The sequence below is a fragment of the Bacillus sp. T33-2 genome (genome assembly GCF_002860205.1).
GTDB lineage: Bacteria > Bacillota > Bacilli > Bacillales > Cytobacillaceae > T33-2.
This window is the reverse complement of the sequence record NZ_PGVB01000002.1, coordinates 139,003-165,663: the sequence shown is the minus strand read 5'-3', so window position 1 is coordinate 165,663 and position 26,661 is coordinate 139,003. Positions and strand designations below refer to the sequence as shown.

Here is a 26,661-nt window from a genome sequence, read left to right as displayed (position 1 = left end):
TAATTCTCATTTAAATGAACATTTTCCGAGGATGGTGCATACTATGGTTTCAATGTTCGTCATCTCAACAATAGCTGTGTACTCGATTGTCATGAAGTATGTTCTTGATCATGTCGCAAAACCACATTGATAAAAGTTTGTAGAGAAGTATGCGTGACCATGCAGCTAAACAACATTCATAAACATGTATTGAAATAAGCAAAATTGCACTATTAAAAACAATCTTATTAAACCCGGACGAGAGGCTCCGGGTTTAATTTTTGTGCAGTTAAATTGCTATAATATTCTTACTGTAGGAAAACACTGAAAAATCGTTTAGAATATATGAAGCTATAAATTTTTAGTAACAAGGGGTAAAGTTCATGGGCCAAATCGTTGTGCAACAGGATAAACAGCTTATCGGAAAAATCTATTCACTTCATAATATGTTCACCGCGAATGGGGATACTGAGACATCATCGAAAACTGCTGAGCTTGGGAAAAAGGCGATTGAAAAAGAGTTTTCCATTGCTTTTTGTGGGCATTTTTCTGCCGGGAAATCGAGCATGATCAACCGGCTGGCCGGTGCTGATATTTTGCCGTCAAGCCCTATTCCGACCAGTGCCAACCTCGTCAAGGTCAAGTCCGGGGAAGGGTATGCGAAGGTGTTTTTTAAGCAGGGAAGGCCGGTCTTGTATCCGGCTCCTTACGACTATGAAATGGTAAAATCATACTGTAAAGACGGGGACGAAATTCAAGCGATTGAAATCAGCCATAAAGGGGCGGGGATTCCTGAAAATGTTGCAATCATCGATACCCCCGGGATCGATTCCACCGATGAGGCGCACAGAGTTTCCACAGAATCGGCACTTCATCTCGCAGATGTCATTTTTTATGTAATGGATTATAATCACGTCCAATCCGAATTGAATTTTCTGTTTACAAAAGAGTTGACGTCTGCCGGCAAACAGCTGATTTTAGTCGTCAATCAGATTGATAAACACAGGGAAGAGGAATTAAGCTTCAGCCAGTTTAAAGAAAGTGTGGCGGACGCATTCAAAGAATGGGGAGTCAGGCCAGCAGAGATATTTTATACTTCCCTGAGGGACCCAGACATGCCTGAGAACCAATTTGCCATACTTCAGGAGTTTATTAAGGACCGGATTGCACAGCGGTCTGAGATCCTGCCCCAGTCGGTTTTTCAATCTTTGCAAAAACTATCAGATGACCACCTGGAGTTTTTGGCAGGACAGCATGAAGCCGAGGCTGAAATGCTAAATGATCTCCTGAAAGAAGTCCCAGAGCCGAAACAAAAGGAACTCCCTGCAAAGCTTGAACAGATCATGAATCAACTGCATGAATTAAGAGTATCCGGCGAAACCATTGAATCGAGCTTTGACAGCGGAGTAGAAAGCATCCTTAAAAATGCCTATTTAATGCCATATGAGACAAGAGCCCTGGCTGAAGCCTATTTGCAGGCAACACAGCCTGGTTTCAAAGTTGGCCTGCTCTTTGCTTCACAAAAGACAAAACTGGAAAGACAGGCAAGGCTGGACCGGTTTTATGAGGATTTAACAGTGAAGGTAAATACTCAATTAAACTGGCATATTAAAGAATACTTAACCAAGCTTCTAAAAGAAAAGGATATATTTGATCCGGAGCTTATGGCGAAGATACAAAACTATGAAATAATTTTCTCCAAGGAACTGCTGGAGAACCTCGTTAAGCCTGGTGCAAGGCTTTCCGGGGAATATGTTTTAAATTTTACAGCGGATGTCGCAGAGTCCATTAAGAAGCGTGCCAGGGAACAGCTTTTTGATTTTAAGAAATTATATTTAGAAAAAGCCAAGCTGGGAATCTCCGAGGAGGTCATTAAACTGGGTGCTGAGCATAGGCAGCTTAAATCCTGCATCTCAGCCAAGGAAAAACTAGATTTAATTGAACAGAAACTGGCGGAACATAGACAAATCATCAATGACATTCTTTTCGGCGATGCAGCGCCCCAGGTCAGCGAGATTAATGCCATGGAAAAATTTATTAGAGAAAATGTGGTGCCGGATATCGTCAAGGTTCCAGCAGATGTAATGAAAACTGCTGTACATGAAGAGATCCTGGAAGAAATTTCTGTGCCGGCTCGCAGCAGCTGGACTGAAATTGCAGCGCATGATGGAAGGCTGGAGCATGTAATCCATAAATTAAACAACACGGCAAGGGAAATCCGCAAAATACCCGGCTTCAAAAGAATTGCCGCAGACCTGGTTCAGCAGGCAGAGCGACTGGAGGGCAGGGAATTTACAGTAGCCCTGTTCGGTGCGTTCAGTGCCGGCAAATCGTCTTTTGCCAACTCACTGGTCGGTGAAAGTATCCTGCCGGTATCCCCCAACCCAACTACAGCGGCCATCAACAGAATAAAGCCTGTTACAGACCAGCATCATCATGGAACTGTGTTAATCATGTTTAAGGAAGCCGGCCAGCTGCTTTCCGAAGTAAACCGGTCTCTTAAATTTTTTGGGCTTGAGGCAGGCACCCTTCTAGAGGCTGTAAATAAAATTCGAATGATAAAGGGTGGGGAAACATTCAGTCCCGCGGAAAAAACACACCTGACATTTCTGCAGGCTTTTTCACGGGGACTGGGACCATATGAGCCCCGGCTTGGCAATGTGTTCAGCACCGATCTCGAAACATTCAGGTCCTTTGTTTCAGAGGAGGAAAAATCCTGCCTAGTCGACTGGATTGAAGTATATTATGATTGTGAATTGACCAGAAGGGGCATCAGCCTTGTCGACACGCCTGGTGCTGATTCAATCAATGCCAGGCACACAGGCGTAGCCTTTGATTATATTAAAAATGCTGATGCAATCCTGTTTGTCACCTATTATAATCATGCTTTTTCAAAAGCCGACCGGGAATTCCTGATTCAATTAGGGCGGGTAAAGGATACATTCGAGCTTGATAAAATGTTCTTTATCGTCAATGCAGTCGATCTGGCGAATTCCATGGAAGAAATGCAGACTGTCCTGGCATACGTCGAGGATCAGCTGTTGAAGTACGGTATCCGGAAACCCAATATGTATCCTGTATCAAGCCTCCAGGCATTAGAGGAAAAAACCGGTGGGAAATTTACCGGCACTTCGTTTTTTGCAGAATTTGAACAGGACTTCTATTCCTTTATTTCAAATGGTTTAATGGAGTTGGCTGTTCAATCTGCGGATGCAAAATGGATCCAGGCGGTTCGCCAAATCGAAAATTTAATCATCTCATCCAATGAAGACCTGGCGGCAAAGCAGGTAAAACGGGCCAAGATGGATGAGCAGCAAAAGGCTGTAATGGAAGTGATAAAAAACCAAGATCCCGGATACTTGCACACAAGGCTTCTTCAGGAAACGGATGAGCTGACCCATTATATTAAACAAAGAGTGTTTTTCCGGTTCGGTGATTTTTTCAGGGAAGCGTTCCATCCTTCCCTGTTGAAGGATGACGGGCGGAATTTGCACAAAGCGCTCGATGCTGCGATGGACGACCTGCTCGAAAGCCTTGGTTACGATCTGGCCCAGGAGCTCAGGGCTACAACAATCAGGATCGATGTGTTCATTGGCAAAATCCTGAATGAATTCCAGGACAGCCTGTCGAAAGAAATTATAAAAATTGACCATGAACTTTTGCTTTCAAAGTGGGAGGATTTCAGGTTTGGGAACCTGGATTTTGAAAATGCTTTTCAGGATATTGACCCATCAATGTTTAAGAAAGCATTGGCCCTGTTTAAAAACCCAAAATCATTTTTCGAAAAAAATGAAAAACGCTTAATGGCCGACCAGCTGGAAAAGCTTCTGCAAGGTCCGGCTGACCAATATTTACAAACAGAAAGTGCGCGATTGAAAGCCCATTACACCAGCGTGATGGAAAACATTTTTAAAGGCCTTTTAGATGACAGCACTGAACAGATAAAGGAATATTATACTGGTATTTCCTCTGTCCTTGCAGAAGCCTTCCCGGTTGATCAATTAAAAATAACTTTGGCAGAAATCAAGGAGCTGGGTTGATCGGGTTCCTGTTCGTCACACCTGACATTACGGAAATTGAAGCCGTGAGGACGGCTCCGGGCTGATCGGCCTGCGTAAATTTTAGATCTTACAGGAGGGCGGCCATGTCAAATCCCTTTCATGCCTGTGCCACATGCATTCATTTCACTGCAGCCAGACAGGACGGGGTGGTGAAATATTATTGCAGCCGGCTTAATTATGAGACAAAAACACATTATCAATTCAACTGCTGGACGCCTAAAGAGCATGTTGTAAAGTTAATGGAAAAAAGAAAGAAATGAAGCATTTCGGAGGAATCGTGTTATAATGGACAGGTTGAACTAAAATCAAGCAATAATACATGAAGATGGAGGGTTCAGCTTGCAAAATGACAAGCCGACGTTCTTGCTGGTCGATGGCATGGCGTTGTTATTCAGAGCATTTTATGCAACTTCAATCACTGGACAATTTATGGTGAATTCGAAAGGGATGCCTACAAATGCCGTTTATGGATTTGTGAAGCATTTCTTCACTGCTGTTTCAACATTCAAACCAAGCCACGTGGCGGTATGCTGGGATATGGGCAGCAAAACCTTCCGCACAGAAATGTACGAAGGCTATAAAGCTAACAGGGGAGATGCCCCGTTGGAGCTCATCCCGCAATTTGATCTTGTTAAAGAAGTGGTCGAAGCGTTTGATGTGCCGAATATCGGCATTGAAGGCTATGAGGCGGATGATTGCATCGGCACGATCGCACGAAAAGCAGCGGACACAATGAATGTTGCCATCCTTACTGGGGATAGGGACATCCTGCAATTAATCGATGACAATATATCCGTCATCCTGCTTAAAAAAGGGTTCGGCAATTATGATGTCCATAACCGGAATACATTCTTTGAGGAAAAAGGAATCTGGCCTGAACAGATGATTGATCTTAAGGCATTGATGGGCGACCCAAGCGACAATTATCCAGGCGTGCGGGGAATAGGTGAAAAAACGGCGCTCAAGCTATTGCAGCAATTCGGCAATGTTGAGGGCATCATCGCGAACCTTGATCAACTGGGCAAATCCCACAAAGCAAAAATTGAGCAGGACATTGAAATGCTCCACCTAAGCAGAAGGCTTGCCGAAATAAAATGTGACACCCCTGTAGAATGTGCTTTTGAGGATGCGATTTACAGGCTTGACCGGGAAAAGGTCCTGCAGAAATTCGCGGAAATCGAATTTAAGGGACTGCATCGTTTCATCGAACCAGAAGAAGCATACGCATAATGAAACGGCTGGGAGACTCCAGCCGTTTTTTTTGCACTTTGGGATTGGCAGCAAGGAAGAAAACTTGATGTAGGGGCCAATTTTAAGAAACCAAGTACAAGTGTATAAGGAATCATTTGTCAGCATCAGCATCGCAGACAGAAAAGTGAGCTTTTTCGCTGAACTACGCCTCTGTCTGCACCTTAAGGATCGCCAATCGGCGAGTTTCCTTTAAGAATTATTTTGTATTGTTCCTTTTAGCCGCATTTTCAAGCTTGGATTTTGGATTTTCGGCCAGCTCTGCGTCCTGGCCGTAGCCTTCCGGGTTGACACCTGGCGCTTTTGTGCCTCTGCCAGTTTTTTTGCTCATTCGAAAAGTCTCTCCTTGTAAATAAATTGTTTAAGGATGTCCAGAAACGTGAATTAACCTAATATGCTCCGACTTAAGCCTTGTTCTCAGCAGATCATTGTATGAGAGAGATTCAGTCTCCAATCAGGGACTCAATCTTAGTATGAACAGCCCGAATAAAAACAATCTGTTTTCTTTAAAATAACATGGAGGTGAAGTTTGTGAATAAAGGTGTTGCAATCGCTCTGTCCAGTATCGGCTTGGCCCAGGCTTTAAAAATACCGATACATTATTATAAAAGCAAGGAATGGAAGCCGGAGATGGCTTTCGCTACCGGGGGCATGCCAAGCTCGCATTCGGCAGGAGTGTCTTCCCTGACGACCTATATTGCGTTAAAGCGAGGGCTGCCGAGCATTGATTTTGCGCTTTCGGTTGTGTTTGGGCTCATTGTCATGTATGATGCCCAGGGAATCCGCCGGCAGGCCGGAGAACTCACTCTGAAGGTGAATGACCTTGATGAGCTTGTGGACAAAATCAATGAAAATGACCCGGTTGAATTTGAAGAAAAAACTCCGGACAAACTCAGGGAAATGCTGGGGCACCAGCCACAAGAAGTGCTGGGAGGCGCGGTTCTGGGAATCCTGATGGGTGCAGCAGGGTATTTTTTAACTAAAAAACGGTAGAAAATTGTCGAACGATGGGGTAAGATTTGAAGGAAGAGTATAGTCGTGAGAGGGTTGAGCGAAAGTTGCGATCGGTCGAAGATTATTTGCACGATTTAAGAAGCAAAGGGTTTCAGCTTGGGGAAGACGCTGTCGGGTTTGTGTATTTTGGCAAGCATTATACGGATGCATCTGATGAAGTGGTAAATGCGGCAATAGAATTGACGCTGAAAGCACAAAAAACATTCGACGGAAGCTTCTATGTATCGTTGCTTGAGACTTTCACTTCCAACAAAATCAATACCCGTAAGGAAGCAATGAATTTTGTAAAAGAAAAACAGCTGCTGGCGATATAAACGGGCTGATCCTCCAGAAGCTTTCATGCTTCCGGGTCAGCCCGTTTTTTTGTCAAGCATGGGCAGCATCTTTTTAAAAATCTTGAGTCCAGGCGGCAGTTCCGCAAACACCATCCCTGCGAAAATAAGCAGACAGCCAAACAATGCACTGGCAGACAGCAGCTCATCCGCCCAAATATAACCTGTGATGGCCGCAAAAACAGGCTCCATCGCAAAAATAAGTGCTACCCTCGTCGCTGTCGTATATTTTTGGAATGCGGTTTGGGCCAGAAAAGCGAGCGCTGTAGCAAAAACTGCAGTCACTACAAGGGCGGACATCACTTTTACCGAAAAAATAACCTCAGGCTGAAAAGCTTTTTTCCAGTCCTCAAAGACCATGGCGGACAAGCCTGACAAACCAGCTACTGTGGCAATTTGGATCACTGTAAGAAGCAAAGTCGGGAATTTGCTGCTATATTTTCCAGTCAGCAGTATTTGGACCGCAAAGGCTATCGCACACACAAATACAAACCCGTCACCTTTATTTAATGCTGTAATATCAGTCATTGTCAGAAAGTACAGGCCTATTGCGGCCGCTGCAACACCGGCAATGGTATTCCAGCCAGGGCGGTACTTAAAAAATGCCATGGCAAACAGAGGCACCATCACAACGCTTAAGCCGGTAATAAATCCGGCCTTTGACGAAGTTGTGTATAAAAGGCCGATTGTTTGGGACGCATACCCGATAAAAAGCCAGAAGCCGAGCGTCGCACCAGCCAAAATCGATCTCCAATTTAACGCGGCAAGCTGGTTTCTTTGGAAAAGCAAAAGCCATACTGCCAGCAGCAATGCTGCTGCAGTGAAGCGGACAGCGTTAAACGAAAACGGCTCAAGAAATGCAATAGCATTTTGCACAAGAACAAAGGTAGCACCCCATATAAGTGCCACTAAAAGCAGTGACACATCCGCAACCATGGATTTTCTCATATCGTCACCTACCTTCAGTATTTTCCCTGGCCGCTTTTCTTGCCAGCTGGTCGGCTGTTTTGTTTTCCGCGGAAGGAACCCATTTCATAAAAAATAAATCAAATTTTTTTGTAAGCTCAAGTGCTTTTTCGAGCAAAGGGGAGTACAAAGGATTCCTGGCATATTCTTTTTCAACCGCAGCATTGACAAGCTGCGAATCCGTACGGAAGGAAACTACTTTATATTCCTTTTCCAGGCAAATTTCTAGAGCATGGATTAATGCATGATATTCAGCTTCATGGTTAGTCATGATACCGAGCGGTTTGGAAAACCGGTGGATTTCCCCGTCACCTTTAATGAAAATGCCGGCACCGCTGGGGCCGGGGTTCCCGGCACTTGCTCCATCAACATACACTTCGATCAAAAAATATCCCTCCAGGATGGTTTATTAACGTAATTAAAAGTGTATCATGAAACAGCGATAATGAATAAACGAATGTTTTTGTTATAATTATAAGAATAATCCCAAACAAGCATGAAAGGGCGGGCAAAATGAAGTATAAAATAGACTGGAATTTTAAGATGAAAGGCAAGCAGGCTGTTTTATTTTCGTCCGATTGGCTGGATGGGGAGTTAGCGCTGCAGGTCGGACAGTACCTGGAGAAGTCTGGAAAGGCGGCGGAAATCGTCTTCAGTGACGAAATGGGTACCGAGTGGACCTTAAAAGAGATGACAAAGCTGCTGGCAGAAATCGAGGAAGAGCCCCATGACGTGACTGTCTATTTTGACGGTGGCTTTGATAAGGACTCAAATCGGGCCGGGCTCGGGGCGGTCATTTATTTTAACCAGGGAAAGAAGAAATACAGGCTGAGGGCAAATCAACTGTCCCATGAGCTGGAGACAAACAACGAGGCTGAATACGCAGCATTCTATTTTACCCTCAACCTGCTTGAAGAGTTGGGTGCAAGCCGGATGACCTGCGAATTCAAGGGTGATTCGCAGGTGGTCCTGAAGCAGCTTGAAGGGGAATGGCCTTGTTATGAGGAGAGCCTGGAGCGCTGGCTGAACAGGATTGAGAACAAATTGTCACAGCTTGGCATATTGGCAAAGTATATCCCGATTCCGAGAAAAGACAATAAGGAAGCAGATAAGCTTGCCGGACAGGCGCTTGAAGGGAAAATGATCAACAGTAAAATGCAAATTCTTTAGTATGGGGAAAGGCGGGAATTGTTTGACACGGAAAGAGCTTCTTGCTGAAGTCGAGCATTTGTTCAGCACATACTGCGATGGCTGCTTTTTACAGAAGCAGTTTAAAAAAGATAAAAGCAAGACATATGCCCACCGCTTTTGCATTTCGAAATGCACTGTCGGGGAAAAGATCAGGGCATGCGGGGAAAAGCTTTCCTCACAAGGGACATAGAAATCAAAAAGGCTGGCATCTGCCAGCCTTATTTAGCTTAATGGTTGATTTAGTGAATTATAGTTTTACTACGTTCGCTGCTTGAGGACCACGGTTTCCTTCGACGATTTCAAAAGAAACTTCCTGGCCTTCTTCCAGGGATTTGTAACCTTCACCTTGAATAGCTGTGAAGTGTACGAATACATCTTCTCCGCCTTCCACTTCGATAAAACCAAAGCCTTTTTCGTTGTTGAACCATTTAACTTTACCGTTTTGCATGTTACGCTTTCCTCCTATGCCTGTCGCGGCACACATGGTGCCGAAGTTAAATATTATCATTTAATAAGAATATAAATGGCTGACATTTACCAAATCGGAAATATATTCTGATAAATGATGCTTTAAATATACACGAGCTGACAGTTACAAGTCAAGGCATGACACCGCTTTTCTAGTAAAATCGGAGATAATAATTAATAATTCAATGAATTATTAAAATAACGAAAACATCAGAATATCTCTATCAATTTCTTGGAAATTTTGCTATTATTTTCTTATAATTAGACATTCTTTCAAGGAGGGTTCTTCTGATGAGCCAAACTACTCCACCTAAAGAAAGAAACATAACATCATTGTCGTTAGAAGAAGTAGATGTGCTGCTGAACAACAAACGGGATGCGGCAGTACAATCTGCGCCATCGGGCAGTAACAGACGAAACGTACAGATAAAATCTGCAGCAAAAATGCTTGACGAGGCTGCATGTAAAATGGAAGAAATATTTGAGTACATAGTACGGACAGGGATTGTCCCTGTCGCGGATATAATAGAAAAAATTCAGCCTGCAATCACCGCGGCAGTTGAAATTCCCCATATCTACCATTTGTTTTATGAATTGAAATCCAAGGACGAATATACATTCCGGCATGCCGTCTGCGTAGGGGTCATTGCCAGCCTGATCGGGAAATGGGCAGGATTAAGCGAGAAGGAATTAAATGTCCTGGCTGTGGGCGCGACTCTGCATGATATTGGGAAAGCAAGGATTTCAAAGGATATATTAAATAAGCCGGGAAAGCTCACCGAGGAAGAATACGCTGAAATGAAACGCCATACCGTCTATGGCTATCAATTGCTGAAGGATCTTCCCGGGTTGAAGGAGGCAGCCCTGATTGCGCTGCAGCATCACGAAAGGGAGGATGGCGGGGGCTATCCATTCGGATTAACGGGCGACAAAATCAGCAGGATGGCCAAAATAGTTGCTATTGCCGATGTTTTTCACGCCATGTCATCATCAAGGGTCTATCACAAGGCAGAGCCGCTTCATATCGTCATTAACCAAATGCAGGATGATGTATACGGGAAGTTCGACCCTCATATCATGATATTGTTTCTGTATAAAATGATGAACAGCATTGTCGGCCACCGGGTACTTTTAAGTGACGGGCGCGAAGGGACAATAGTGATGATCGACTCTTATGAGCCGCTGCTGGCACTCGTAAGGATTGGTGATGAACTTGTGGACTTGAGGCACAACCGGAGCCTGCAAATCGCCCAGGTCCTAAAAGACGGATAATTTAGTGAATAAAATATTCTTTTGCTCATATCTTTTAATATCTATCAGATTTTTAAAAGGGTGAGGAGATGTACCGTTTCTCGATTGGCAACGGAAACTGGATCATAAAATTCTCTCCGCATCTTACATTAGGGGCGGAAGAAAAAGAAGCGATTGTCAACTCCCTGCTGCATTTGGGATCCCACTGGACTGGATATTCACACAGCGATTCGTTTGTTATTTTTCATGAAAGCACCGGGATGATCGTGTTCAGGGTTGAAGAAATCCCATCCCTTATTTTAACGGTCACGACAATTGTCCCGAAAGATAAATGGTACGTCAAAACAGATGCCGGAATCCGCAAGTATAACTAACAGTGTATTATCGCAGCCGAAATTCCGGCTGTTTTTTTGTGTTTATGATTTCAATTAATATACAAACATAGGAAGTCCCTTGCCTGAGAATTCGCACTCGGAAACTTTTGATATCAAAATATTTTTTCCCAAAATGAGTCACAGGGTTGAAGTGCATCGTCTGTATTTATGAAAGGGAAAGGGGTGCCTGCCTTGGAAGAACAACCAGAAAGAAGAGAACATCCGGAAAGTGTGGAGTTTGAAACAATTGTAGCCAATTATATAAACGACGTCCGGAAGCTAATTTTTTCTTATGTTAAAAATCACCAAACGATGGAAGACCTGACCCAAGAGGTGTTTCTATCGGTCTATAATAATTTTCAGTCGTTTCGGGGAGAAAGCTCTTTTAAAACGTGGTTATTCAAAATTGCCGTAAACAGGACCAAGGATTATTTAAAAAGCTGGCATTGCCGCTATACGACCCTGACGAATTATTTTCAAGACAAGGAGCTGGGGAAAACGACAGAAAACCAGCTTGTTGACAGCCTCCGGATCAGGAGCTAGCCAGAGCCATTATGTCTTTGCCTATAAAATACAGAGAAACAATCATTCTATATTACTATCATGAACTGGACATCAATGAAATTGGTGCCTTATTAAACCAAAATGCAAATACGGTAAAAACGCGGCTGGCACGCGGCAGGGAACTGATAAGAAAGGGGTTTGATTTTTGATGGTTCCTTTGAAGGAAAGTGTTCGACAGGCTCTTGATAAAAGCTTCTATAATGATCTTGATTTAAACGAAATAGCTAAAAAAACATTTATTAATCAAATCGTATCTGGAGGGATGAGGCAGAATAAGAGAAAGCGATCTTGGCCCCGTTTTTCAATAGGATTCGCAAGCATAGGAGTTTTGTTAATCGCATTGCTTTTGTCCATGCCTATGCTGCAGCAATTTACAAATAAAACGGCAGCGATACAGAAGGAAGTCAGTGAGAAATTTGGTCATGAGGTGGTTATTCCTGAATTTGAAGAATATCCTATGACGTTTGCCGCAATAACGGATATAAAGGAAGTTGGCCATAGAGATCTTTCGATTACTTATGCTAAAAATAAAGGCGGTCTGGATCCTCGGATGGACGATCCAGAAACAGTACAAAAGTGGGAAAATCAGAATGAGAGCAAGCTATTTTATGGCCCATATTTAGGACGGCAGGTGTTAAATGTGCGTTATTCTAAGGGTAATGCTGAGGTAGACGATGCAAAAATAAAAAAGCTAAATGGGTTTGATGTGCAATACTCGGTCTTATCAAGGCCTGCGGGCAATTTCTATCTGGCAACAATCAATGTTAAAAACGGAAACTATAACCTGGAGTCCACTTTAGGCAAAGATTTTACAGAACAAGATGCAGAAAAGCTGATTAAAGAGTTTACGCAACAGCTACTTAACAAAGGCCTTGAATGATACCAATTGACAGGTATCATGTTTTTTTATTTCTGGGATGGTCTCGATCTGTAAAAAGAAAATGGGAAAGGTTTGTGGTAAATTATTCAAAATTTGTGATATGCTTGTAATATATTTTGAATGTTTAGTTTTTGTCCTGCTTACATAGATAAATGGAAGTGGAAAGGGGGAAGAATCCATCCATGTCATATGTTAAATTTGTCATGAACCAAATTATCAGCATTGCCATCTTACTTGTCCTGGCAGCATTGCCATTGTATTTAATGAACACGGAGGCAGGGCTGTCTTTTCAGCCTCAGGGCCTCGTAACGGAAGTAAAAAATTTTGTGACAGGATTATTTACCGGTCAATCATTCTATTATTTGCAGGGGGACCGGGAACGGATGCTGCTGAACGACCTGCACAGTTATTTTCTGTCGTCATTTTCTTATTTAACCGTTTCGATGTTTATTGTCGTCATACTTTCTTTTTTTCTTGGAATCTGGTTTTGGAGAAAAAGCGAAAAATGGCTGAATTCCGTGTTGGGATTTGCGGGATTCATACCCGATTTCATATTGGTGCTGCTACTGCAGCTGTTGGTTACTTTTATTTTCAGAAAGACAGGAGTGAAAACAGTCCAGGTCGCCTCGCTGTCTATCGAAGAACCTGCTGTTTTCTTGCCGATTCTTTCCCTGGTCATCGTACCGTTATTTTATTTAATCCGGGCCTTGGCAGAAAGGACATATGAGGTCCTTACGGAGGATTACATCTTAACCGCCAAATCGAAAGGTTTGTCAAAGAAATATATCTATCTTAACCATGTGACCAGCAATGTGCTGCCATTCTTAAAAGCAGATTTACATAAAATTGTCGGGATCGCGATCAGCAACCTTTTCATCATTGAGTATCTCTATAATACACGCGGCCTGACAGAGATTCTATTTGAATATCCTATAAAATTTGGGTACCAATATAATCTGGTCGCCATTACGTTGTTTGCATTCTTTGTTTTATACCTTGCAACATTCTTTTCCATCAAACTTTTTTTATTGGCTGTGGAGAGGATTTTTTGGCGTGCGTAAGTGGAATTGGAAGCTGCCAGTTGGCATGGCACTGGCTGGTTTGTTTGTGATTATTGCCATTTTTGGGCCTTACATTGCTCCATATGATGTAAATATGCAAATGGATATAAAGTATGTAAAAACAGAGAATGGAGAAGAAATGATGGCCCCGCCTTTTCCTCCATCGAAGGAACATATCTTTGGGACGGACAAATGGGGCTATGACATTTTGACTTTGGTATTACACGGTGCTAAATATACAGTTTTCACGGTAATCTTTGTGGCCGTGTTGAGGGTTACAGTGGGCTGTCTTTTCGGAATGTTAATGGCTTTAAACAAAAGCGCAATAAAAAGTGCAAAGAGAAAGGTCAAAATCAATATTTTCAGTGGATTTCCGATATTCATTTTTATTTATTTTATATTAATCAAGATTAACATTGACCCAGTTCTGAAACCCTTAACCCTGACAGTCCTATTAGGCAGCCTCATGGTTATTTTAGGCCTGGCAGGAGTCTATGACACTGTTAACTCTAAAACAAATGAAATTAAAAACAACTTATTTGTAACAGCCTCCCAATCCATTGGCGGAACGAAGGCGCATATAGCCATGAAGCACATTTTCCCTGCCCTCAAAAGCCACCTATTAATTATTTTTGTCAATGAAATCATTCAGGTTCTGCACCTGGTTGGCCAATTGGGGATTTTTGATTTATTTCTCGGCGGTACATTGGTCCGGATAGGCCCTCCTACTATTTACCTTTCACTTACAAAAGAATGGGCCGGCCTGATTGGGCAAGCCAGGTCCTTCCTTTATCATTCACAATGGATCCTGATTTTTCCTATGCTTTGCTTTCTGGTCTTCCTGTTCGCATTTTATTTGATTTCGCAGGGGTTGAACCAGCAGCAAAAAACCATGCACAGAAAGATTCCTTATTTATAGGCCGCAATCATTGAATAAGAATGGCTGAAAGGAAAAGACTTTATGGGCTATCGAATTAAGCTAATTATTGGATTACTATTACTGGGTTTCTTTTTTGTAATTGCTGTCGTTGGGCCTGCAATCGCCCCTTATGATGTAGATTATTCCAAGAAAATCGACTATATAGAAACCAAGGAGGGAGAGCAGCTTGTAAGTTCACCGTTCCCGCCCTCAAAGGATTACATATTTGGCACGGACAAGTGGGGCTATGACATACTGACTCTCTTGCTTAATGGAGCGAAATATACTGTGTTTACGGTGATTACGATAGCCTTTTTAAGGGTTTTGATTGGTTCAGGTTTTGGGATATATCATGCATTGCACTCTAAATTAGAGATCAAAACTAATAAAAGTATCTCCGTATTCAGTGCGATACCTGCTTTTATCATCATTTATTTCATCATGGTTGGCATTAATATCGAACCTGTATTGAGCCCGTTGACTTTGACTGCGATTCAAAGCATATTGATGATCATTTTAGGGCTGGCCGGGGTTCATAGAGTGACTTTTGAGAAGGCTAGGGAGATCAGAAAACATCTTTTTATTGATGCTTCCAAGACTCTTGGGGGGAGTAAACTACATATTTTGACGAAACACATCTTCCCTGCGCTGAAGGGAAACTTATTAATCATCTTTATAAATGAAATTATCCAGGTCCTGCATTTAATCGGACAGCTGGCCATTTTTGACTTGTTCCTTGGAGGTACCGAAGTTCAATACAATCCGATTATCTACTTGTCTATCACAAATGAATGGGCTGGCCTGATTGGCCAATCAAGAACTTTTTTGCGGCACTCCCAATGGATTGTCCTGTTCCCGCTGCTAACTTTTTTATTATTTTTGTTTGCTTTTTACCTGTTGTCGCAGGGACTGAATGAAAAACAAAAAGCAGAACACAGGAAATATCCGTTTTTATAGGACACCGGCTGGCAGCGGGGTCCAAAGAGACCGATATTATTTCAAGATTCTATCCTAGTTATTTCTGTATATTTGCAGCATCAGAATGTAAGATGTAATTATACTACTGTATGGGGTGATGGAGATGGAGAAACCGAAAAATGAAGCATGGGAATGGATAAAGGCGCTCATTATTGCCGTTCTGCTGGCTGCAGTTATCCGTTACTTCCTGTTTACCCCGATCGTGGTGGATGGTTCATCCATGATGCCGACATTGCAGAGTCAGGACCGGATGATTGTAAACAAACTCGGAAAACCGGAAAGATTTGATATTATCGTATTCCACGCTCCAGGGCAAGCAGATTATATTAAGCGCATAATCGGCCTTCCGGGTGACAAGGTAGAATACAAAGATGATACATTATTTGTTAATGGAAAAGCGAATGCTGAACCATATTTGACTGAATATAAAAAAATGAACAAGGATGGGCCGCTTACCGAATCATTTACACTCAATGATACGCCTGTTGGCCAGGATACTGTACCTGAAGGGCATTTGTTCGTCATGGGGGATAACAGGAAATTCAGCAAGGACAGCCGCCAGATCGGCGCCGTGCCAATCAATCAGGTCCTCGGTAAAACAAACATCGTCTATTGGCCTGTTGGCGATGTAAGGATTGTAGAATAATATAAACCCGCTCATGATGGCTCAGGCCGTTTCCTATATACAATGAACTTAACAATTACTAGTTTCTGGGGGACTGCCACTCACTAAAAAGTGGCCTTCAAAGCTTCTTAAGGACAGCTCTCCAGCAAGCTGGCTCATTTTGTGCATAAGAAGCAACCTCAAGGACATTTCTGCCTTCCACGTGATGGATTTTGTCTTGAGAAGCCCTCAAGGACCAGAATACAACAAAGAGGGCGCCCCCACTTTGACTATTTGGGGCACCCTCGTACACTCAATAATGAATATCAGTCAGTTTTTAAATTCTTTTTGATATATTTCACAGTTTTGCGCAGTTCATTTGCAGTCGGCCGTCCAAATGGCCCTGTTTGCTTATGAATGAAAAGAATGCGGCCGTTTTCGTCAATGAGGAAATGGGCCGGTTCCCCGTGTGTGCCGTGATCTTTATATAGAGCATCCTCACTGTGGTAAAAAACGCCGTACGCATTTATTGCTTTTAAGTCCTGGTCACATAGAACCGGGAAAGACAACCGGTTATCGTTGGCCATCTTGCTTAAGCTTTCACGGCTGTCGGTAGATATCACTGTAATGTGTACATTCTGCCCTTCAAAAAAACCTTTGCTTTCCTCCAAACCTTGGAGGTCCTCCACACATACCGGTCACCAAGCCCCCCTGAAAAAAATAAGTAAATGCCAGCCATCATGGTTCCTCCGATACGACTCGAATGAAAAACTCTCGCCAGAGTCGGTAGTCAATGAAAAGTCCGGTGCTTTATCTCCTAATGAAAGAGTAGACAACCTAATTCCTCCTTTGTGTACAATTCAGTATATTTTTTCCTATTGGGGCAAGGATTAAACTTTTTAACGTTCCCTATTATCGCTTATAGTTCGACATATTTTCGCATTGTATGTCCCTTTCCTTATAGTAAAATAGAATTTGAAATCATTGTTTAAAAATGAGGAGCAACATTATGAAACTGATTATTGCGGAAAAGCCCGACCAGGGCAGGACGCTCGCCTCCGTATTTAAAACGAAAAAGCGGGACGGATTTATTGAAATCCTCCCGAATGAATTATTTCCCGCAGGAGCATATGCCACATGGGCGATTGGGCACCTGACAGAGCTCTCGGCACCGGAAAGGTATAATTCACAATGGAAAAAGTGGTCACTTGAAACCCTTCCGATCATTCCAGGCCAATTTCAATATGAGGTAGTTAAATCGAAAGCAAAGCAGTTTTCGGTCATCAAGAAACTGGCAATGGATCCGAAAGTGACTGAGGTCATCCATGCCGGAGATGCCGGGAGGGAAGGCGAGCTGATCATCCGGAATATCCTCCGCCTCGCTGGCTGTTCCAAGCCGATGAAGCGGCTCTGGATTTCATCGCTTACTCCTCAGGCAATCAAAGATGGCTTTGCGAAATTGCTGAGTGAGGCTGATACGAGAAATCTGTATTATGAAGCATATACCCGGGCATGTGCGGACTGGGTGGTAGGCATGAACGCATCAAGGCTGTACACCATACTTCTTAAGCAAAAAGGCTTTTCAGATGTGTTTTCCGTCGGCCGCGTCCAAACACCTACACTCGCCCTGATTGTAAAGCGGGAACTTGAAATCGAAAGCTTTGTTTCCGAACCGTTTTGGGAGGTTCATGCGAACTTTAATATCAAAGGAAAAAAATACAGCGGCAAGTGGGAAAAAGATGGTGAATCAAGGATCACAACAAAGGAAATGGCCGAAAAAATTGCCGCTTTTTGCAGCGGGAAACAGGCGGAAGTTGCTGATGTAAAATCGGAAAAGAAGGAATTTCTTCCACCCCTTTTATATAATCTTTCCGCCATCCAGGCAGAGGCAAACAAGCGCTTCAAATTTTCGCCGAAAAAAACACTTGATGTATTGCAGGGTCTTTACCAGAGGGGAATCATTTCCTATCCCCGTTCTGATTCCAGATATGTGACACCCGGGGAAGCACAGGGATTTCCGGTCATTTTAAAAAAGCTGCAGGCGATTCCTGCCTACGGAGAACTGTTCCCGTTGCCCATCGAATCCATCGGTAGTAACAAGCGGTATGTGAATGAAAAAAAGGTAACCGACCACTATGCGATTATCCCGACTGAACAGGTGCCAAATCTGGACAGGCTGTCAGCTGATGAACAAAAAATGTATGATCTCTTGGCAAGATCATTAATTGCAGCCCATTATCCCGCTTCAACTGCAGAATACACGACAATAACGACTCTGGTGGACGGCCGGGCCGAATTCGTTTCAAAAGGAAAAGTCCAGCTCGAAGAAGGGTGGAGAAAAGTTCTTCCGCAGAAGGAGACAGATAAAGACCCTGTACTTCCGGCTGTCGAAAAAGGGGAATCAGGTGATGTTGTAAAGGCAGAGGTTAAGGAGAGCAAAACCCAGCCGCCCAAACGCTACACCGAAGGGCAGCTTATCACGCTGATGAAAACCGCGGGAAAGCATGTTGATGACAAAGAACTGGAAAAAGTCCTGATGAAAACGGAGGGTCTTGGTACCGAAGCGACCCGCGCCGGGATCATTACCATGCTTAAGGACCGGGCATATATAGAGGTTAGGAAAAATTTGGTGTATGCCACGGCAAAGGCAAAAATTCTTGTGGAAGCAGTTGGCGAACAAGTCCTCGCGTCACCGGAAATGACAGCGAAGTGGGAGCAGCGCCTGCATGAGATCGGTGAAGGGAACTTTTCGCCAAAACAATTTATTGACCAGACAGGCAAGATGGTTCACCATCTTATCGCCGAGACAGCCGAGAAACATTCAGCCTGGTCGTTCGGACAGCAAATTACAGATGCTTTCGTCCCCGGCAAGCAAAAAGGAAAACGCAGCACCAGTCTTGGTCCTTGCAAAAAATGCGGAGGCCCCGTTGTTGACAAGGGTACATTTTATGGATGTTCCAATTACAGGAAATCGAACTGTGATTTTACAATCTCCAAAAATATTCTTGGGAAATCAATCACACAAAAAAACATTAAAAGCTTGCTTAAAACAGGCAGCACCGAAATGATTGAAGGGTTCACGAGTAAAGACAGAACATTTGATGCGAGGCTTGTCTGGGACGGCGAGAAAGTAAAGATTGACATAGCCAAACAACAAATATAACTTCTTGTTTCCTACTTTTTTGTATAGTAAAATTTATATGGTTCGTTTAGGCATTGGAGGTTTAGGGATGACAACACCCAGCATGGAAGATTATATCGAGCAAATTTATATATTGATAGAAGAAAAAGGGTACGCACGCGTCTCTGATATTGCGGAAGCATTATCGGTCCATCCCTCCTCAGTGACGAAAATGGTCCAGAAGCTGGACAAGGACCAATACCTCGTATATGAAAAATACCGCGGGCTGATCCTGACCCCAAAGGGCAAGAAAACGGGAAAGCGTCTGGTTTACCGGCATGACCTGCTTGAACAGCTGCTAAGGATCATCGGCGTTAAAGATGAAAACATTTATAAGGATGTCGAAGGGATCGAACACCATCTGAGCTGGGATGCCATTGACCGCATCGGCGACCTTGTCCAATATTTTGATGAAGACGATAGCCGGGTAGAAACACTTAGGGCCATTCAAAAACAGAATGAAGAAGAATGAAAGCAAAACACCTGGCCCAGCGCCAGGTGTTTTTTCAGTATATGGAGGGCAAGTGGTCGAATGACTGGTTATTTTGGGGGGCGAGGGAAAGCATTCCATCATCGGACTCTAAAATGTTTATACCCTCAATTTCTCCGTTGGCAGCCTCAGCGAGGGCTTTGCGGTAGGAAATGATCCTCCCTCCTGACGTTTGAAAACTGATGATGTCCCCGAAATGATTCTTCTGCACCGCGATAAGCTTTTCTCCTTGCATAACTTTCTTCCTTCCTTCCGTTTTTTTCTAGTGTTTCTCAATATTGACTGCTGCAAACATTCAGTAGGGACGATTTTTACTTTAAAGCAAATATACATCTCAACACAAAGAGGTTTTCAGGTTTTTTTATCGAACTAAAGAAAATGGATATGAAAAATACATAATTTCACCGATAGGCAGGTGGTCATATGGGCTTTAACTGGGCAAGAGAGGCCGAAAAGGAATGGAATGGCAAAGCCGGGTTCTGGAACAAGAGAAGTGCCGAGATGTGGGACTCCGGCAGCAGGAAAGACATCGTGCCGTTCACAAAAAAAATTTTTCCTGCAGGTGCAAAGGTGTGTGATTTAGGCTGTGGCGACGGTTATGGCAGTGTAAAGCTGTCAGAAGCAGGATATGATGTGACAGGGTTGGATGTGTCAGAAGAAATGCTTGAAAAAGCGCGCAGTATGTCAGAGGGAAAAGCGATTCAGTTTCTGAAACGTGATATTTCCGAAACAGGGCTGCCGTCGTCTTCCTTTGATGCCCTTATTGCAATCAACTCCCTTGAATGGACAGAAAAGCCCCTCGAAGTTCTTACAGAAATGCAGCGCATCGTAAAACCCGGAGGCATGGCCTGTGTCGGGATCCTTGGGCCCACCGCGGCGCCGCGCATCAACAGTTTTCGCAGGCTATACGGGGAAAAGGTTATCTGCAATACGATGATGCCATGGGAATTGGAACAGCTTGCAGCAGAAAATGGCTGGAAAAAGGCAGATGAATACGGGGTGTATAAACGGGGAGCAACAGAGCTTCCTCTTGGCTCACTTGCAAATGAACTCAGGCAGTCCCTGTCATTCATGTGGGTTTTTATGCTGGAAAATAAACGTTAAGGAGGCAACATAAAAATGAGCCGATATTCGATTGAGGAATTTGTAAACCAGACTAAGCAACAGGATAAAGGGGAAGGTTTGTTCGAGTTGGAAACCCCGAGAATGCTTGAGATCAACCTGAATGGACAGGTATGGGCAAAAGCGGGGGCAATGGTATCTTACCGGGGCAGCATCAAGTTTGAACGTGAGGGTGTTTTTGAGCATGGTATAGGAAAAATGTTCAAAAAAGCGCTGACAGGAGAAGGCACGTCATTAATGAAAGCAAACGGTACAGGAAAGCTGTATGTAGCTGACCAGGGGAAAAAGATTTCGATTCTAAACCTAAGGAATGAATCCATCTTTGTGAATGGAAACGATTTGCTGGCGTTCGAGCCCTCGATACAGTGGGACATTAAATTGCTGAAAAGGGTGGCCGGGATGCTTGCGGGCGGTTTGTTCAATGTCCGGTTGGAAGGATCGGGCATGATCGCTATTACTTCTCATTATGAGCCTTTGACTCTTTTAGTGACATCAGATAACCCTGTTTATACAGACCCGAACGCAACCGTTGCGTGGTCCGGGAACCTTGAGCCGGAATTTGTCACTGATGTTTCGTTGAAGACGTTTTTGGGAAGGGGCAGCGGCGAATCGATCCAGATGAAATTTTCAGGAAACGGATTCGTTGTGGTACAGCCGTACGAGGAAGTTTATATAGGAGAACTACAAAAGTAGTTCTCCCGATTGTTCCTTGATACGTCTAGGATTCAGTTTAATTCTTAATTCAAAATCAATATTCTGTGACCTGCTTCCTTTGCTAATAATCATTAGATTAACCTCATCGAGAATGCCTTTTAGAATCTGGTTACATAATTCTAAATTCCCCTCTTTGGATGCTTTCATATATGCTTCGTAAACATTCAACATAAGACTGGTGAATTCTTTTCTTTCTATTTTTGTTTTTTCGACAAGCAAAGGAGGGTTTACTTCCATCTCAGTCAATTTCTTTTTTTCGTCTTCAATTTTATTTTTTCTCTGTTTGAATTCCTCATCTGTATATATTCCCGACTCGTATTTCTCGTAAATAAATTCCAAACGGTTATTTAAAGTTTTCAATTGTTTTTCAATATTGATCAGCACAACATCATCAAAGTTCTCTTCTTTTTCTGAGAATATTACATTGTACGCTTTTCTAAAATCTTCTTCATTAAATGTTGTATATTGCTTAATCGCCTCTAATAATCCCTGTTCTATATCTCTATATTGAACACTTCCACAAGAGGGGGTTAAGTTTTTTAAGCATCGTACTCTTTCGGTAAGTTTTTCTGTTACACTACCATCCTTATTTGTCCATTTACGATTATAATTATTGGTGATCATCTTATAGCCACAGCCTGAGCATCTAATCAAGCCAGTCAGTTCACTAATTTTATCAGTAGGCTTAATGGATGGTTTTCTTTCCTTGGATGCAAATTTATTCTGAGTTAGTTCCCATAATTCTTCCTCAATGATTGGTTCATGTGCATCTAAAACAATAATATGTTCGTCTTCCGGTCTAGGAACTTTCTTGCCATTTACAGTTTGAGTTGTACGGTAATGAATTTCACCCTTATAAACTGGATTCGTCAATATGTTCTTCACAATAGCAATGCCCCAGGCAGGTTTACCAGTAGGACTTGGAATGCCAATAGAACTTAAATAGTTGGCTATAGCTCTAATACCTTTGGGTCTTTCATTTCCAAGTCCATGATTGTATATTTCATAAATGAGTCTAACTATTTTAGCTTTTTCATCATCCACAATCAATTTCATTTTCTGTTCATCAGTGCGATATCCAAATGCAGCATTTCCACCCATAAATTTTCCCTGTAGGGCATATGTGTATTTAGCAGAAATTAAACGTGTTTTGATGGTTTCAAATTCTTCACGAGATAAAAACATCTCAAACCGTATTTGCCGTAAATCTGAATCATTAGTTGGATCATAAATTTTATATGGTGTAACAATAAAAATTCTTTTCGTTGTTATCAAATCGTAAATTTGCCCCATGTCAGAATAAGATCCACGACCTAAACGAGAAATCTCCTTTACTGCTACAGCATCATATTTCCCCAACTTTAATTCTTCGAGGACTTCCTGGAAAACAGGTCTAGTGGAAATTTTATCACCCGAACCAATTTCAAATTTTTGTACATAGGGGATACCCATATTATCTAATACATTAGTCATTAATACTTTTTGTTCTGCTAGTGTATCCTCGCCAGTTCTTCTCTCACGTTCCTCGTCTTTACGTGACCGTCTTAGATAATTAATAATGGATGTAAAAGGATATTCAGTAGTATATGACATGGAATGACTCCTTTGTGTATAATATTGTCTAAAGGTTATTATACAACAAAGAAATTCCATTAGTATAGGACGAGTATATAATTTAAGAAAAATTCCTATAACTTATAAATAAAACGGCAAAGTGTGGAATTAATAATGGCAGTCTTTACAGGTAAAATGATTTGCAGTCACTGTGAGAAATTGTATAAGAGAAAGAATGAACGTGGGATATTCAAGTGGGTATGTCAGGGATATGATAATTATTCAAGCTGCAAGAGAATTATTGTAGATGAGAATAGAATGGTGGAGTTCATAAGTAGAAGATTGAAGATAGAAGAAAGATCAGAAGAAAATATTTATAACCTGATTATGCATAAAGTAGACAGGATTCAAGTGAGTGATAAGAATGACTTTATTGTGCATATGGTCAATCAAGAACCGATGTACATGAAAGAAGGACAAATACAATATTAATTTCAGAATTTTATCCACAATTTATTAACGGATTGTGGATTTTTCTTTTTAGGGTGACAACAAATCGCTTGAGGGAGGTTGAAAATGAAAGAAGGGGAGAGGTTGAGGAATATAAGAAAAAGTTTGTGAAATTTACCATGATGAAATGCTGATATATCAACACTTAAAATAGAGATTTCACAAACTTTTTCCAATAAAAGAAGGATTTTATGAGAAATTATGAATTCTCCTACGGATCATAAGGTGTCCAAGAACCATCGGTTCCCTGACCATAAATATTAATTTTGTTTTGACCTTCCTGATACAATTCAGTCCAATCAACTTCAGCAACAATATTTGTGTTTGCAGAAACAGAGCCACCACTTGCAGCGAGTGTACCAGTTCCTTGTCCAGTACCCAAAACTCTAACTTCCCATGCGGTAATATCCTTATCAAATTTAAAGGTTATGTTTGATCTATCCATCATAGCCTCATCTGATAATTTTGTTCTACTAGTGGACGCTATTGTTACTACGGGCGTAGCAGAAGGTGGCGTTGTTTCCAGTCCGATGTTTGTTCCTTCCGCGCGGTTTTGATTTAATTCGGCTTGCGTTAATGCTCTGTTATAAATCCGAACCACTTTTATTTTTCCGTTGAAGAACGGTTGTCCAGTAATACCACCCATACGGAAAATGGTATCAGCACTTAATATATAATTAGATGCATACGTGATAGGTGTATTCGCATCCATATTAAAAATAGCATTAGCAGTACTAACTGACCCGGCGAAATAGTATTGAGAGTTAGCAACAATAGTTGGGAAGGAATTTAATAATCTAGAGGCTCCTCGATATACCCATGCATTTCTACTGTTTATAATACTTATTCGATTTGTCCCTGCACCGTACCCAACTATAGCACAATTAACAACGTTGCTAACAGACACAATTATTTCAATTGTTACTGCTGCAGGGAAATTTCCTAATACTTCTACATAATCATCAACACCGTCAAAATATAACCCGTCATCCTGAAGCGTGGCTCCGAAAATGGTTCCGTTGTTCGTTCCTTTTGTTATCGGGGCAAGATTCTCCCATGTCGAACCATTTATCCCCTGCTGGTAATTCCAGTAACCTAATAAACCTTCTGTTACAATAGGCATTCAATCAACTCCCTACCATAAATTTGGTAAGGAAACTATTTCGCTCAACCGATGGTAGCCCATCAATCTCCCCGTTCCATTCATAAATAATAGTTTGAGATTTAGCGGGGGTTACGTAGCGATGATAATATTCTCCAACTTCTTTCTTGGTTGTAACATTAATAGTTTCAGTTATTTCATATTTATGATTATAGATTATTAGTTTAACTACAGTGGGATCTACACTTTGACCTTCTTCATTTTTAAATGTACACCTTAATGTTACAGTTGTTCCAGTAGGGTAACTCTTCAATATATTCACCCCTAAATTTCAATTTCTAATATCAATTCTTTTGTGGTAGTCGTTAGAATTAATTCATTTGTAGTTTCTGAAATAAAAATAGGACAGACATCATCAGAAATCTCTATCTTTAGCGATGAAAGGTTTTCTTTAATTTCAATAGTTTTCTGATATACCGATGACTCATTATTAACTGTATCTTTAACTTTTGCGAACAAAGTAACAAACCCTAAAGGTGAATCTGTAAATTTTATTTTTCCAATTAATTTATTTCCTTCCAAAAGGAAACTGTAATCATACCTATTTCCTAAACTATCAGTTAGATAGACTTCTTGGTATGATGATAATTCTTCATTAGCTTCAATGGTTATATGGTTTTCTATTTGATTTGTTGTGTAAGATGGAGCGAATATTTCTAACTCAGGAGCAGTAGTATCTAACGTAATAAAACAAAAACTACTCATTTCTTTCACCTACTTTAAATTAAGCACTCCATTTTCCTGCTTCATCTAGAACGAAGACTTTTACTATTTTCTGACCGTCGCCAGTACTGGCTGTCTCCAAATCAGCACCATTAATAGTCACAGTTATTGGAGTGCCCGATGCAAATGTTCCAGTTCCACTTGTATTTGTCGAACCTGCTGTAGTTGGGATGATTGTACCAGTGTTTTGAGATGCACTCGTTGCCGAGACAACTTTAACTTGATATTGAGTAAATGCTTTATCAACCGAGAATGTAAAGGAGGCGACATTCTTTCCTGCGTTCTTAGAAATCTTATTTACGTCTGGATTAGTTACAGTTACTGTGGCAATGCTTGTATCAAGATTGATGCTATCTGACACTTGAGCTGAACTATTATGTACGTCATCACGAATTTTAAGGTAAATTGTTTTTGCTCCATCTCCAGTAGATAGTTTTACCTGTTTGCTATTGTTATAAGCAATCCATTGACTAGTGCCTTCAGTCGCCTGTATATTGGTGTCGTATGCTGTATCAACGTTACCCCAAATAAGCATTTGATATCCTGTTGTGTCTGCATCGGATGTACCAATTGACAGGGTAACTAACTGATTAGTTGCGTAGGTTGCACCACCATCAATTGAAATAGTAGGGTTTGAAGGGTTGGTTGTATCTAGGGTTAAATATAGATAGTTAGCCATTTGATTTTACCTCCTGATATTGTTTAAGATGGTTGATTGTTCACATATAATGGAGGAATAGACTGGGCTGGTAATGTGAAATTATTTAACTATTTGCTCCTTTACTACAATGCATCGGCTTTGGTCTTCAAGTTCAACAACCAACTTATCACCAATTATTTCAATTACTTTGCCTTTAACGATTAGTGAACTTAGATTGACATAAATTGTGTCACCTATCATCATTTAACCTCCATATTGATAAAAGTTAAATTTTACCGTGAATTTTTTATTTCAAAATGTGTAACTTATAATTACACCAGTGAGTAGCCATATGGAAAAGAGGAGAGGGAATACCCTCTCCCATTTCACATTTACTTGTTCAAATCCTCATCACTATCTCCAAACCCTTTGCTCATCGGATTGGTAATTGCATTATAAACACTGACAACAATCAAGGAAACCACATACGGATTAGAAACTGCGTCAACAACCAAATCACCAACAGATTTCCATGTAGTCATATCTTGTGCTGTTAAGCCGAAGTAACCTAAAATTGGAACAAAGAATGCCATGAATAATTGTGATAAGAAAAGGGGGTTTTTAAATCGTACTGACCAGTTGATTTTATTCATTATTTATTCCTCCTAGTATTAA

General features: G+C 41.7%; 34 protein-coding genes. 21 read left to right on the top strand and 13 right to left on the bottom strand.

The window, feature by feature from the left end; genetic code table 11:
- Nucleotides 1-362: 362 nt before the first annotated feature.
- The 3 genes from CVD19_RS01100 to CVD19_RS01095 all read left to right on the top strand — a co-directional run bounded on the left by CVD19_RS01100 (nt 363) and on the right by CVD19_RS01095 (nt 5,270).
- Nucleotides 363-4,019: a dynamin family protein gene (locus CVD19_RS01100; RefSeq protein WP_101580028.1), complete on the top strand. Its 3,657-nt coding sequence runs from the start codon at nt 363-365 to the stop codon at nt 4,017-4,019.
- Between the two features lie 104 nt (nt 4,020-4,123).
- The gene (locus tag CVD19_RS24460) at nt 4,124-4,300 is read left to right on the top strand and encodes a hypothetical protein (RefSeq protein WP_180953467.1); all 177 of its coding nucleotides are present in this window, start codon (nt 4,124-4,126) and stop codon (nt 4,298-4,300) included.
- A gap of 79 nt (nt 4,301-4,379) precedes the next feature.
- Nucleotides 4,380-5,270 (top strand): 5'-3' exonuclease, encoded by an 891-nt coding sequence (locus tag CVD19_RS01095; protein ID WP_101580027.1) that lies wholly within the window; start codon nt 4,380-4,382, stop codon nt 5,268-5,270.
- A gap of 217 nt (nt 5,271-5,487) precedes the next feature.
- On the opposite strand, the gene sspL is transcribed toward CVD19_RS01095, so the two are convergent.
- Complete coding sequence (gene sspL, locus CVD19_RS01090; protein ID WP_101580026.1) at nt 5,488-5,619, bottom strand: small, acid-soluble spore protein L; 132 nt, start codon at nt 5,617-5,619, stop codon at nt 5,488-5,490.
- 200 nt (nt 5,620-5,819) lie between these two features.
- Between sspL and CVD19_RS01085 the strand changes: the two genes are divergently transcribed.
- Nucleotides 5,820-6,281 carry a divergent PAP2 family protein gene (locus tag CVD19_RS01085; RefSeq protein WP_101580025.1) on the top strand — a complete coding sequence of 154 codons (462 nt, stop codon included), beginning with the start codon at nt 5,820-5,822 and terminating at the stop codon, nt 6,279-6,281.
- Between the two features lie 65 nt (nt 6,282-6,346).
- Nucleotides 6,347-6,616 carry a DUF6123 family protein gene (locus CVD19_RS01080; RefSeq protein WP_101580024.1) on the top strand — a complete coding sequence of 90 codons (270 nt, stop codon included), beginning with the start codon at nt 6,347-6,349 and terminating at the stop codon, nt 6,614-6,616.
- 36 nt (nt 6,617-6,652) lie between these two features.
- Here the strand turns inward: CVD19_RS01080 and CVD19_RS01075 are convergent, their stop codons facing one another.
- The gene (locus tag CVD19_RS01075; protein ID WP_101580023.1) at nt 6,653-7,582 is read right to left on the bottom strand and encodes a DMT family transporter; all 930 of its coding nucleotides are present in this window, start codon (nt 7,580-7,582) and stop codon (nt 6,653-6,655) included.
- Nucleotides 7,583-7,586: 4 nt separating this feature from the next.
- On the bottom strand, nt 7,587-7,985 hold the full coding sequence (locus tag CVD19_RS01070; RefSeq protein WP_101580022.1) for a reverse transcriptase-like protein: 399 nt from the start codon (nt 7,983-7,985) through the stop codon (nt 7,587-7,589).
- A gap of 128 nt (nt 7,986-8,113) precedes the next feature.
- On the opposite strand from CVD19_RS01070, the gene CVD19_RS01065 reads away from it, so the two are divergent.
- On the top strand, nt 8,114-8,770 hold the full coding sequence (locus CVD19_RS01065) for a reverse transcriptase-like protein (protein WP_101580021.1): 657 nt from the start codon (nt 8,114-8,116) through the stop codon (nt 8,768-8,770).
- Nucleotides 8,771-8,792: 22 nt separating this feature from the next.
- Complete coding sequence (locus tag CVD19_RS01060) at nt 8,793-8,981, top strand: zinc-finger domain-containing protein (protein WP_101580020.1); 189 nt, start codon at nt 8,793-8,795, stop codon at nt 8,979-8,981.
- Nucleotides 8,982-9,038: 57 nt separating this feature from the next.
- Here the strand turns inward: CVD19_RS01060 and cspD are convergent, their stop codons facing one another.
- Entirely contained in the window at nt 9,039-9,239 is a 201-nt protein-coding gene (gene cspD, locus CVD19_RS01055) for a cold-shock protein CspD (RefSeq protein ID WP_101580019.1), read from the bottom strand.
- A 311-nt stretch (nt 9,240-9,550) separates the two neighbouring features.
- Between cspD and CVD19_RS01050 the strand changes: the two genes are divergently transcribed.
- The 9 genes from CVD19_RS01050 to lepB all read left to right on the top strand — a co-directional run bounded on the left by CVD19_RS01050 (nt 9,551) and on the right by lepB (nt 15,932).
- Entirely contained in the window at nt 9,551-10,531 is a 981-nt protein-coding gene (locus CVD19_RS01050; protein ID WP_101580018.1) for an HD-GYP domain-containing protein, read from the top strand.
- A gap of 68 nt (nt 10,532-10,599) precedes the next feature.
- Nucleotides 10,600-10,884: a hypothetical protein gene (locus CVD19_RS01045; RefSeq protein WP_101580017.1), complete on the top strand. Its 285-nt coding sequence runs from the start codon at nt 10,600-10,602 to the stop codon at nt 10,882-10,884.
- A gap of 192 nt (nt 10,885-11,076) precedes the next feature.
- Entirely contained in the window at nt 11,077-11,427 is a 351-nt protein-coding gene (locus CVD19_RS01040) for a sigma-70 family RNA polymerase sigma factor (RefSeq protein WP_180953466.1), read from the top strand.
- Between the two features lie 11 nt (nt 11,428-11,438).
- Entirely contained in the window at nt 11,439-11,597 is a 159-nt protein-coding gene (locus CVD19_RS01035; RefSeq protein WP_101580015.1) for a sigma factor-like helix-turn-helix DNA-binding protein, read from the top strand.
- A complete protein-coding gene (locus tag CVD19_RS01030; RefSeq protein WP_142383492.1) occupies nt 11,594-12,328 on the top strand; it encodes a hypothetical protein in 735 nt (244 codons plus the stop codon). The genes CVD19_RS01035 and CVD19_RS01030 overlap by 4 nt, the downstream gene beginning before the upstream one ends.
- 182 nt (nt 12,329-12,510) lie before the next feature.
- Complete coding sequence (locus tag CVD19_RS01025; protein WP_101580013.1) at nt 12,511-13,389, top strand: ABC transporter permease subunit; 879 nt, start codon at nt 12,511-12,513, stop codon at nt 13,387-13,389.
- The gene (locus CVD19_RS01020) at nt 13,382-14,308 is read left to right on the top strand and encodes an ABC transporter permease (RefSeq protein WP_101580012.1); all 927 of its coding nucleotides are present in this window, start codon (nt 13,382-13,384) and stop codon (nt 14,306-14,308) included. The genes CVD19_RS01025 and CVD19_RS01020 overlap by 8 nt, the downstream gene beginning before the upstream one ends.
- A gap of 42 nt (nt 14,309-14,350) precedes the next feature.
- Complete coding sequence (locus tag CVD19_RS01015) at nt 14,351-15,265, top strand: ABC transporter permease subunit (RefSeq protein WP_101580011.1); 915 nt, start codon at nt 14,351-14,353, stop codon at nt 15,263-15,265.
- A gap of 124 nt (nt 15,266-15,389) precedes the next feature.
- Nucleotides 15,390-15,932 (top strand): signal peptidase I, encoded by a 543-nt coding sequence (gene lepB / locus CVD19_RS01010; RefSeq protein WP_101580010.1) that lies wholly within the window; start codon nt 15,390-15,392, stop codon nt 15,930-15,932.
- A gap of 284 nt (nt 15,933-16,216) precedes the next feature.
- Here lepB and CVD19_RS01005 read toward each other — a convergent pair whose 3' ends face one another.
- The gene (locus CVD19_RS01005; protein ID WP_101580009.1) at nt 16,217-16,726 is read right to left on the bottom strand and encodes a peroxiredoxin family protein; all 510 of its coding nucleotides are present in this window, start codon (nt 16,724-16,726) and stop codon (nt 16,217-16,219) included.
- A 173-nt stretch (nt 16,727-16,899) separates the two neighbouring features.
- Here CVD19_RS01005 and CVD19_RS01000 point away from each other — a divergent pair, with 173 nt between their 5' ends.
- Both CVD19_RS01000 and mntR read left to right on the top strand, forming a co-directional pair.
- Nucleotides 16,900-19,053, top strand: coding sequence for a DNA topoisomerase III (locus CVD19_RS01000; protein ID WP_101580008.1), 2,154 nt, complete (start codon nt 16,900-16,902; stop codon nt 19,051-19,053).
- A gap of 67 nt (nt 19,054-19,120) precedes the next feature.
- Nucleotides 19,121-19,543, top strand: coding sequence for a transcriptional regulator MntR (gene mntR, locus CVD19_RS00995; protein WP_101580007.1), 423 nt, complete (start codon nt 19,121-19,123; stop codon nt 19,541-19,543).
- 34 nt (nt 19,544-19,577) lie between these two features.
- On the opposite strand, the gene CVD19_RS00990 is transcribed toward mntR, so the two are convergent.
- Nucleotides 19,578-19,796, bottom strand: coding sequence for a DUF3892 domain-containing protein (locus CVD19_RS00990; protein ID WP_101580006.1), 219 nt, complete (start codon nt 19,794-19,796; stop codon nt 19,578-19,580).
- 188 nt (nt 19,797-19,984) lie between these two features.
- Here CVD19_RS00990 and CVD19_RS00985 point away from each other — a divergent pair, with 188 nt between their 5' ends.
- Together CVD19_RS00985 and CVD19_RS00980 are read left to right on the top strand one after the other, a co-directional pair.
- Nucleotides 19,985-20,665 (top strand): class I SAM-dependent methyltransferase, encoded by a 681-nt coding sequence (locus tag CVD19_RS00985; protein ID WP_101580005.1) that lies wholly within the window; start codon nt 19,985-19,987, stop codon nt 20,663-20,665.
- A 15-nt stretch (nt 20,666-20,680) separates the two neighbouring features.
- The gene (locus tag CVD19_RS00980) at nt 20,681-21,376 is read left to right on the top strand and encodes an AIM24 family protein (RefSeq protein WP_101580004.1); all 696 of its coding nucleotides are present in this window, start codon (nt 20,681-20,683) and stop codon (nt 21,374-21,376) included.
- On the opposite strand, the gene CVD19_RS00975 is transcribed toward CVD19_RS00980, so the two are convergent.
- Nucleotides 21,365-22,990, bottom strand: a complete 1,626-nt coding sequence (locus tag CVD19_RS00975) for a recombinase family protein (RefSeq protein WP_180953464.1) — start codon at nt 22,988-22,990, stop codon at nt 21,365-21,367. The two genes, CVD19_RS00980 and CVD19_RS00975, sit on opposite strands and share 12 nt — an antisense overlap.
- A 135-nt stretch (nt 22,991-23,125) precedes the next feature.
- Between CVD19_RS00975 and CVD19_RS00970 the strand changes: the two genes are divergently transcribed.
- Nucleotides 23,126-23,443 carry a zinc ribbon domain-containing protein gene (locus CVD19_RS00970; RefSeq protein WP_101580002.1) on the top strand — a complete coding sequence of 106 codons (318 nt, stop codon included), beginning with the start codon at nt 23,126-23,128 and terminating at the stop codon, nt 23,441-23,443.
- A 229-nt stretch (nt 23,444-23,672) separates the two neighbouring features.
- On the opposite strand, the gene CVD19_RS00965 is transcribed toward CVD19_RS00970, so the two are convergent.
- The 6 genes from CVD19_RS00965 to CVD19_RS00945 form a co-directional block, all read right to left on the bottom strand.
- Nucleotides 23,673-24,584 (bottom strand): hypothetical protein, encoded by a 912-nt coding sequence (locus CVD19_RS00965; protein WP_101580001.1) that lies wholly within the window; start codon nt 24,582-24,584, stop codon nt 23,673-23,675.
- Between the two features lie 4 nt (nt 24,585-24,588).
- On the bottom strand, nt 24,589-24,876 hold the full coding sequence (locus CVD19_RS00960) for a hypothetical protein (protein ID WP_101580000.1): 288 nt from the start codon (nt 24,874-24,876) through the stop codon (nt 24,589-24,591).
- An 11-nt stretch (nt 24,877-24,887) separates the two neighbouring features.
- Entirely contained in the window at nt 24,888-25,328 is a 441-nt protein-coding gene (locus CVD19_RS00955; RefSeq protein ID WP_101579999.1) for a hypothetical protein, read from the bottom strand.
- A gap of 19 nt (nt 25,329-25,347) precedes the next feature.
- On the bottom strand, nt 25,348-26,025 hold the full coding sequence (locus CVD19_RS00950) for a hypothetical protein (RefSeq protein WP_101579998.1): 678 nt from the start codon (nt 26,023-26,025) through the stop codon (nt 25,348-25,350).
- 81 nt (nt 26,026-26,106) lie between these two features.
- Nucleotides 26,107-26,247 (bottom strand): hypothetical protein, encoded by a 141-nt coding sequence (locus CVD19_RS24455; protein WP_180953463.1) that lies wholly within the window; start codon nt 26,245-26,247, stop codon nt 26,107-26,109.
- Nucleotides 26,248-26,378: 131 nt separating this feature from the next.
- A complete protein-coding gene (locus tag CVD19_RS00945) occupies nt 26,379-26,639 on the bottom strand; it encodes a phage holin (RefSeq protein ID WP_101579997.1) in 261 nt (86 codons plus the stop codon).
- Nucleotides 26,640-26,661 lie beyond the last annotated feature (22 nt).

Bases quoted from the DNA above. Each gene is read 5' to 3' on its own strand.
- CVD19_RS00950 (WP_101579998.1), bottom strand. From the start codon at position 26,025: ATGGCTAACTATCTATATTTAACCCTAGATACAACCAACCCTTCAAAC.
- CVD19_RS01000 (WP_101580008.1), top strand. From the start codon at position 16,900: ATGAAACTGATTATTGCGGAAAAGCCCGACCAGGGCAGGACGCTCGCC.
- CVD19_RS00965 (WP_101580001.1), bottom strand. From the start codon at position 24,584: ATGCCTATTGTAACAGAAGGTTTATTAGGTTACTGGAATTACCAGCAG.
- CVD19_RS01050 (WP_101580018.1), top strand. From the start codon at position 9,551: ATGAGCCAAACTACTCCACCTAAAGAAAGAAACATAACATCATTGTCG.
- CVD19_RS01065 (WP_101580021.1), top strand. From the start codon at position 8,114: ATGAAGTATAAAATAGACTGGAATTTTAAGATGAAAGGCAAGCAGGCT.
- CVD19_RS00970 (WP_101580002.1), top strand. From the start codon at position 23,126: ATGGCAGTCTTTACAGGTAAAATGATTTGCAGTCACTGTGAGAAATTG.
- CVD19_RS01035 (WP_101580015.1), top strand. From the start codon at position 11,439: ATGTCTTTGCCTATAAAATACAGAGAAACAATCATTCTATATTACTAT.
- CVD19_RS01100 (WP_101580028.1), top strand. From the start codon at position 363: ATGGGCCAAATCGTTGTGCAACAGGATAAACAGCTTATCGGAAAAATC.
- mntR (WP_101580007.1), top strand. From the start codon at position 19,121: ATGACAACACCCAGCATGGAAGATTATATCGAGCAAATTTATATATTG.
- CVD19_RS00945 (WP_101579997.1), bottom strand. From the start codon at position 26,639: ATGAATAAAATCAACTGGTCAGTACGATTTAAAAACCCCCTTTTCTTA.
- CVD19_RS01075 (WP_101580023.1), bottom strand. From the start codon at position 7,582: ATGAGAAAATCCATGGTTGCGGATGTGTCACTGCTTTTAGTGGCACTT.
- CVD19_RS00975 (WP_180953464.1), bottom strand. From the start codon at position 22,990: ATGTCATATACTACTGAATATCCTTTTACATCCATTATTAATTATCTA.
- CVD19_RS00990 (WP_101580006.1), bottom strand. From the start codon at position 19,796: ATGCAAGGAGAAAAGCTTATCGCGGTGCAGAAGAATCATTTCGGGGAC.
- CVD19_RS01015 (WP_101580011.1), top strand. From the start codon at position 14,351: ATGGGCTATCGAATTAAGCTAATTATTGGATTACTATTACTGGGTTTC.
- CVD19_RS24455 (WP_180953463.1), bottom strand. From the start codon at position 26,247: ATGATAGGTGACACAATTTATGTCAATCTAAGTTCACTAATCGTTAAA.
- cspD (WP_101580019.1), bottom strand. From the start codon at position 9,239: ATGCAAAACGGTAAAGTTAAATGGTTCAACAACGAAAAAGGCTTTGGT.
- CVD19_RS01045 (WP_101580017.1), top strand. From the start codon at position 10,600: ATGTACCGTTTCTCGATTGGCAACGGAAACTGGATCATAAAATTCTCT.
- CVD19_RS00985 (WP_101580005.1), top strand. From the start codon at position 19,985: ATGGGCTTTAACTGGGCAAGAGAGGCCGAAAAGGAATGGAATGGCAAA.
- lepB (WP_101580010.1), top strand. From the start codon at position 15,390: ATGGAGAAACCGAAAAATGAAGCATGGGAATGGATAAAGGCGCTCATT.
- sspL (WP_101580026.1), bottom strand. From the start codon at position 5,619: ATGAGCAAAAAAACTGGCAGAGGCACAAAAGCGCCAGGTGTCAACCCG.
- CVD19_RS24460 (WP_180953467.1), top strand. From the start codon at position 4,124: ATGTCAAATCCCTTTCATGCCTGTGCCACATGCATTCATTTCACTGCA.
- CVD19_RS01025 (WP_101580013.1), top strand. From the start codon at position 12,511: ATGTCATATGTTAAATTTGTCATGAACCAAATTATCAGCATTGCCATC.
- CVD19_RS00980 (WP_101580004.1), top strand. From the start codon at position 20,681: ATGAGCCGATATTCGATTGAGGAATTTGTAAACCAGACTAAGCAACAG.
- CVD19_RS00955 (WP_101579999.1), bottom strand. From the start codon at position 25,328: ATGAGTAGTTTTTGTTTTATTACGTTAGATACTACTGCTCCTGAGTTA.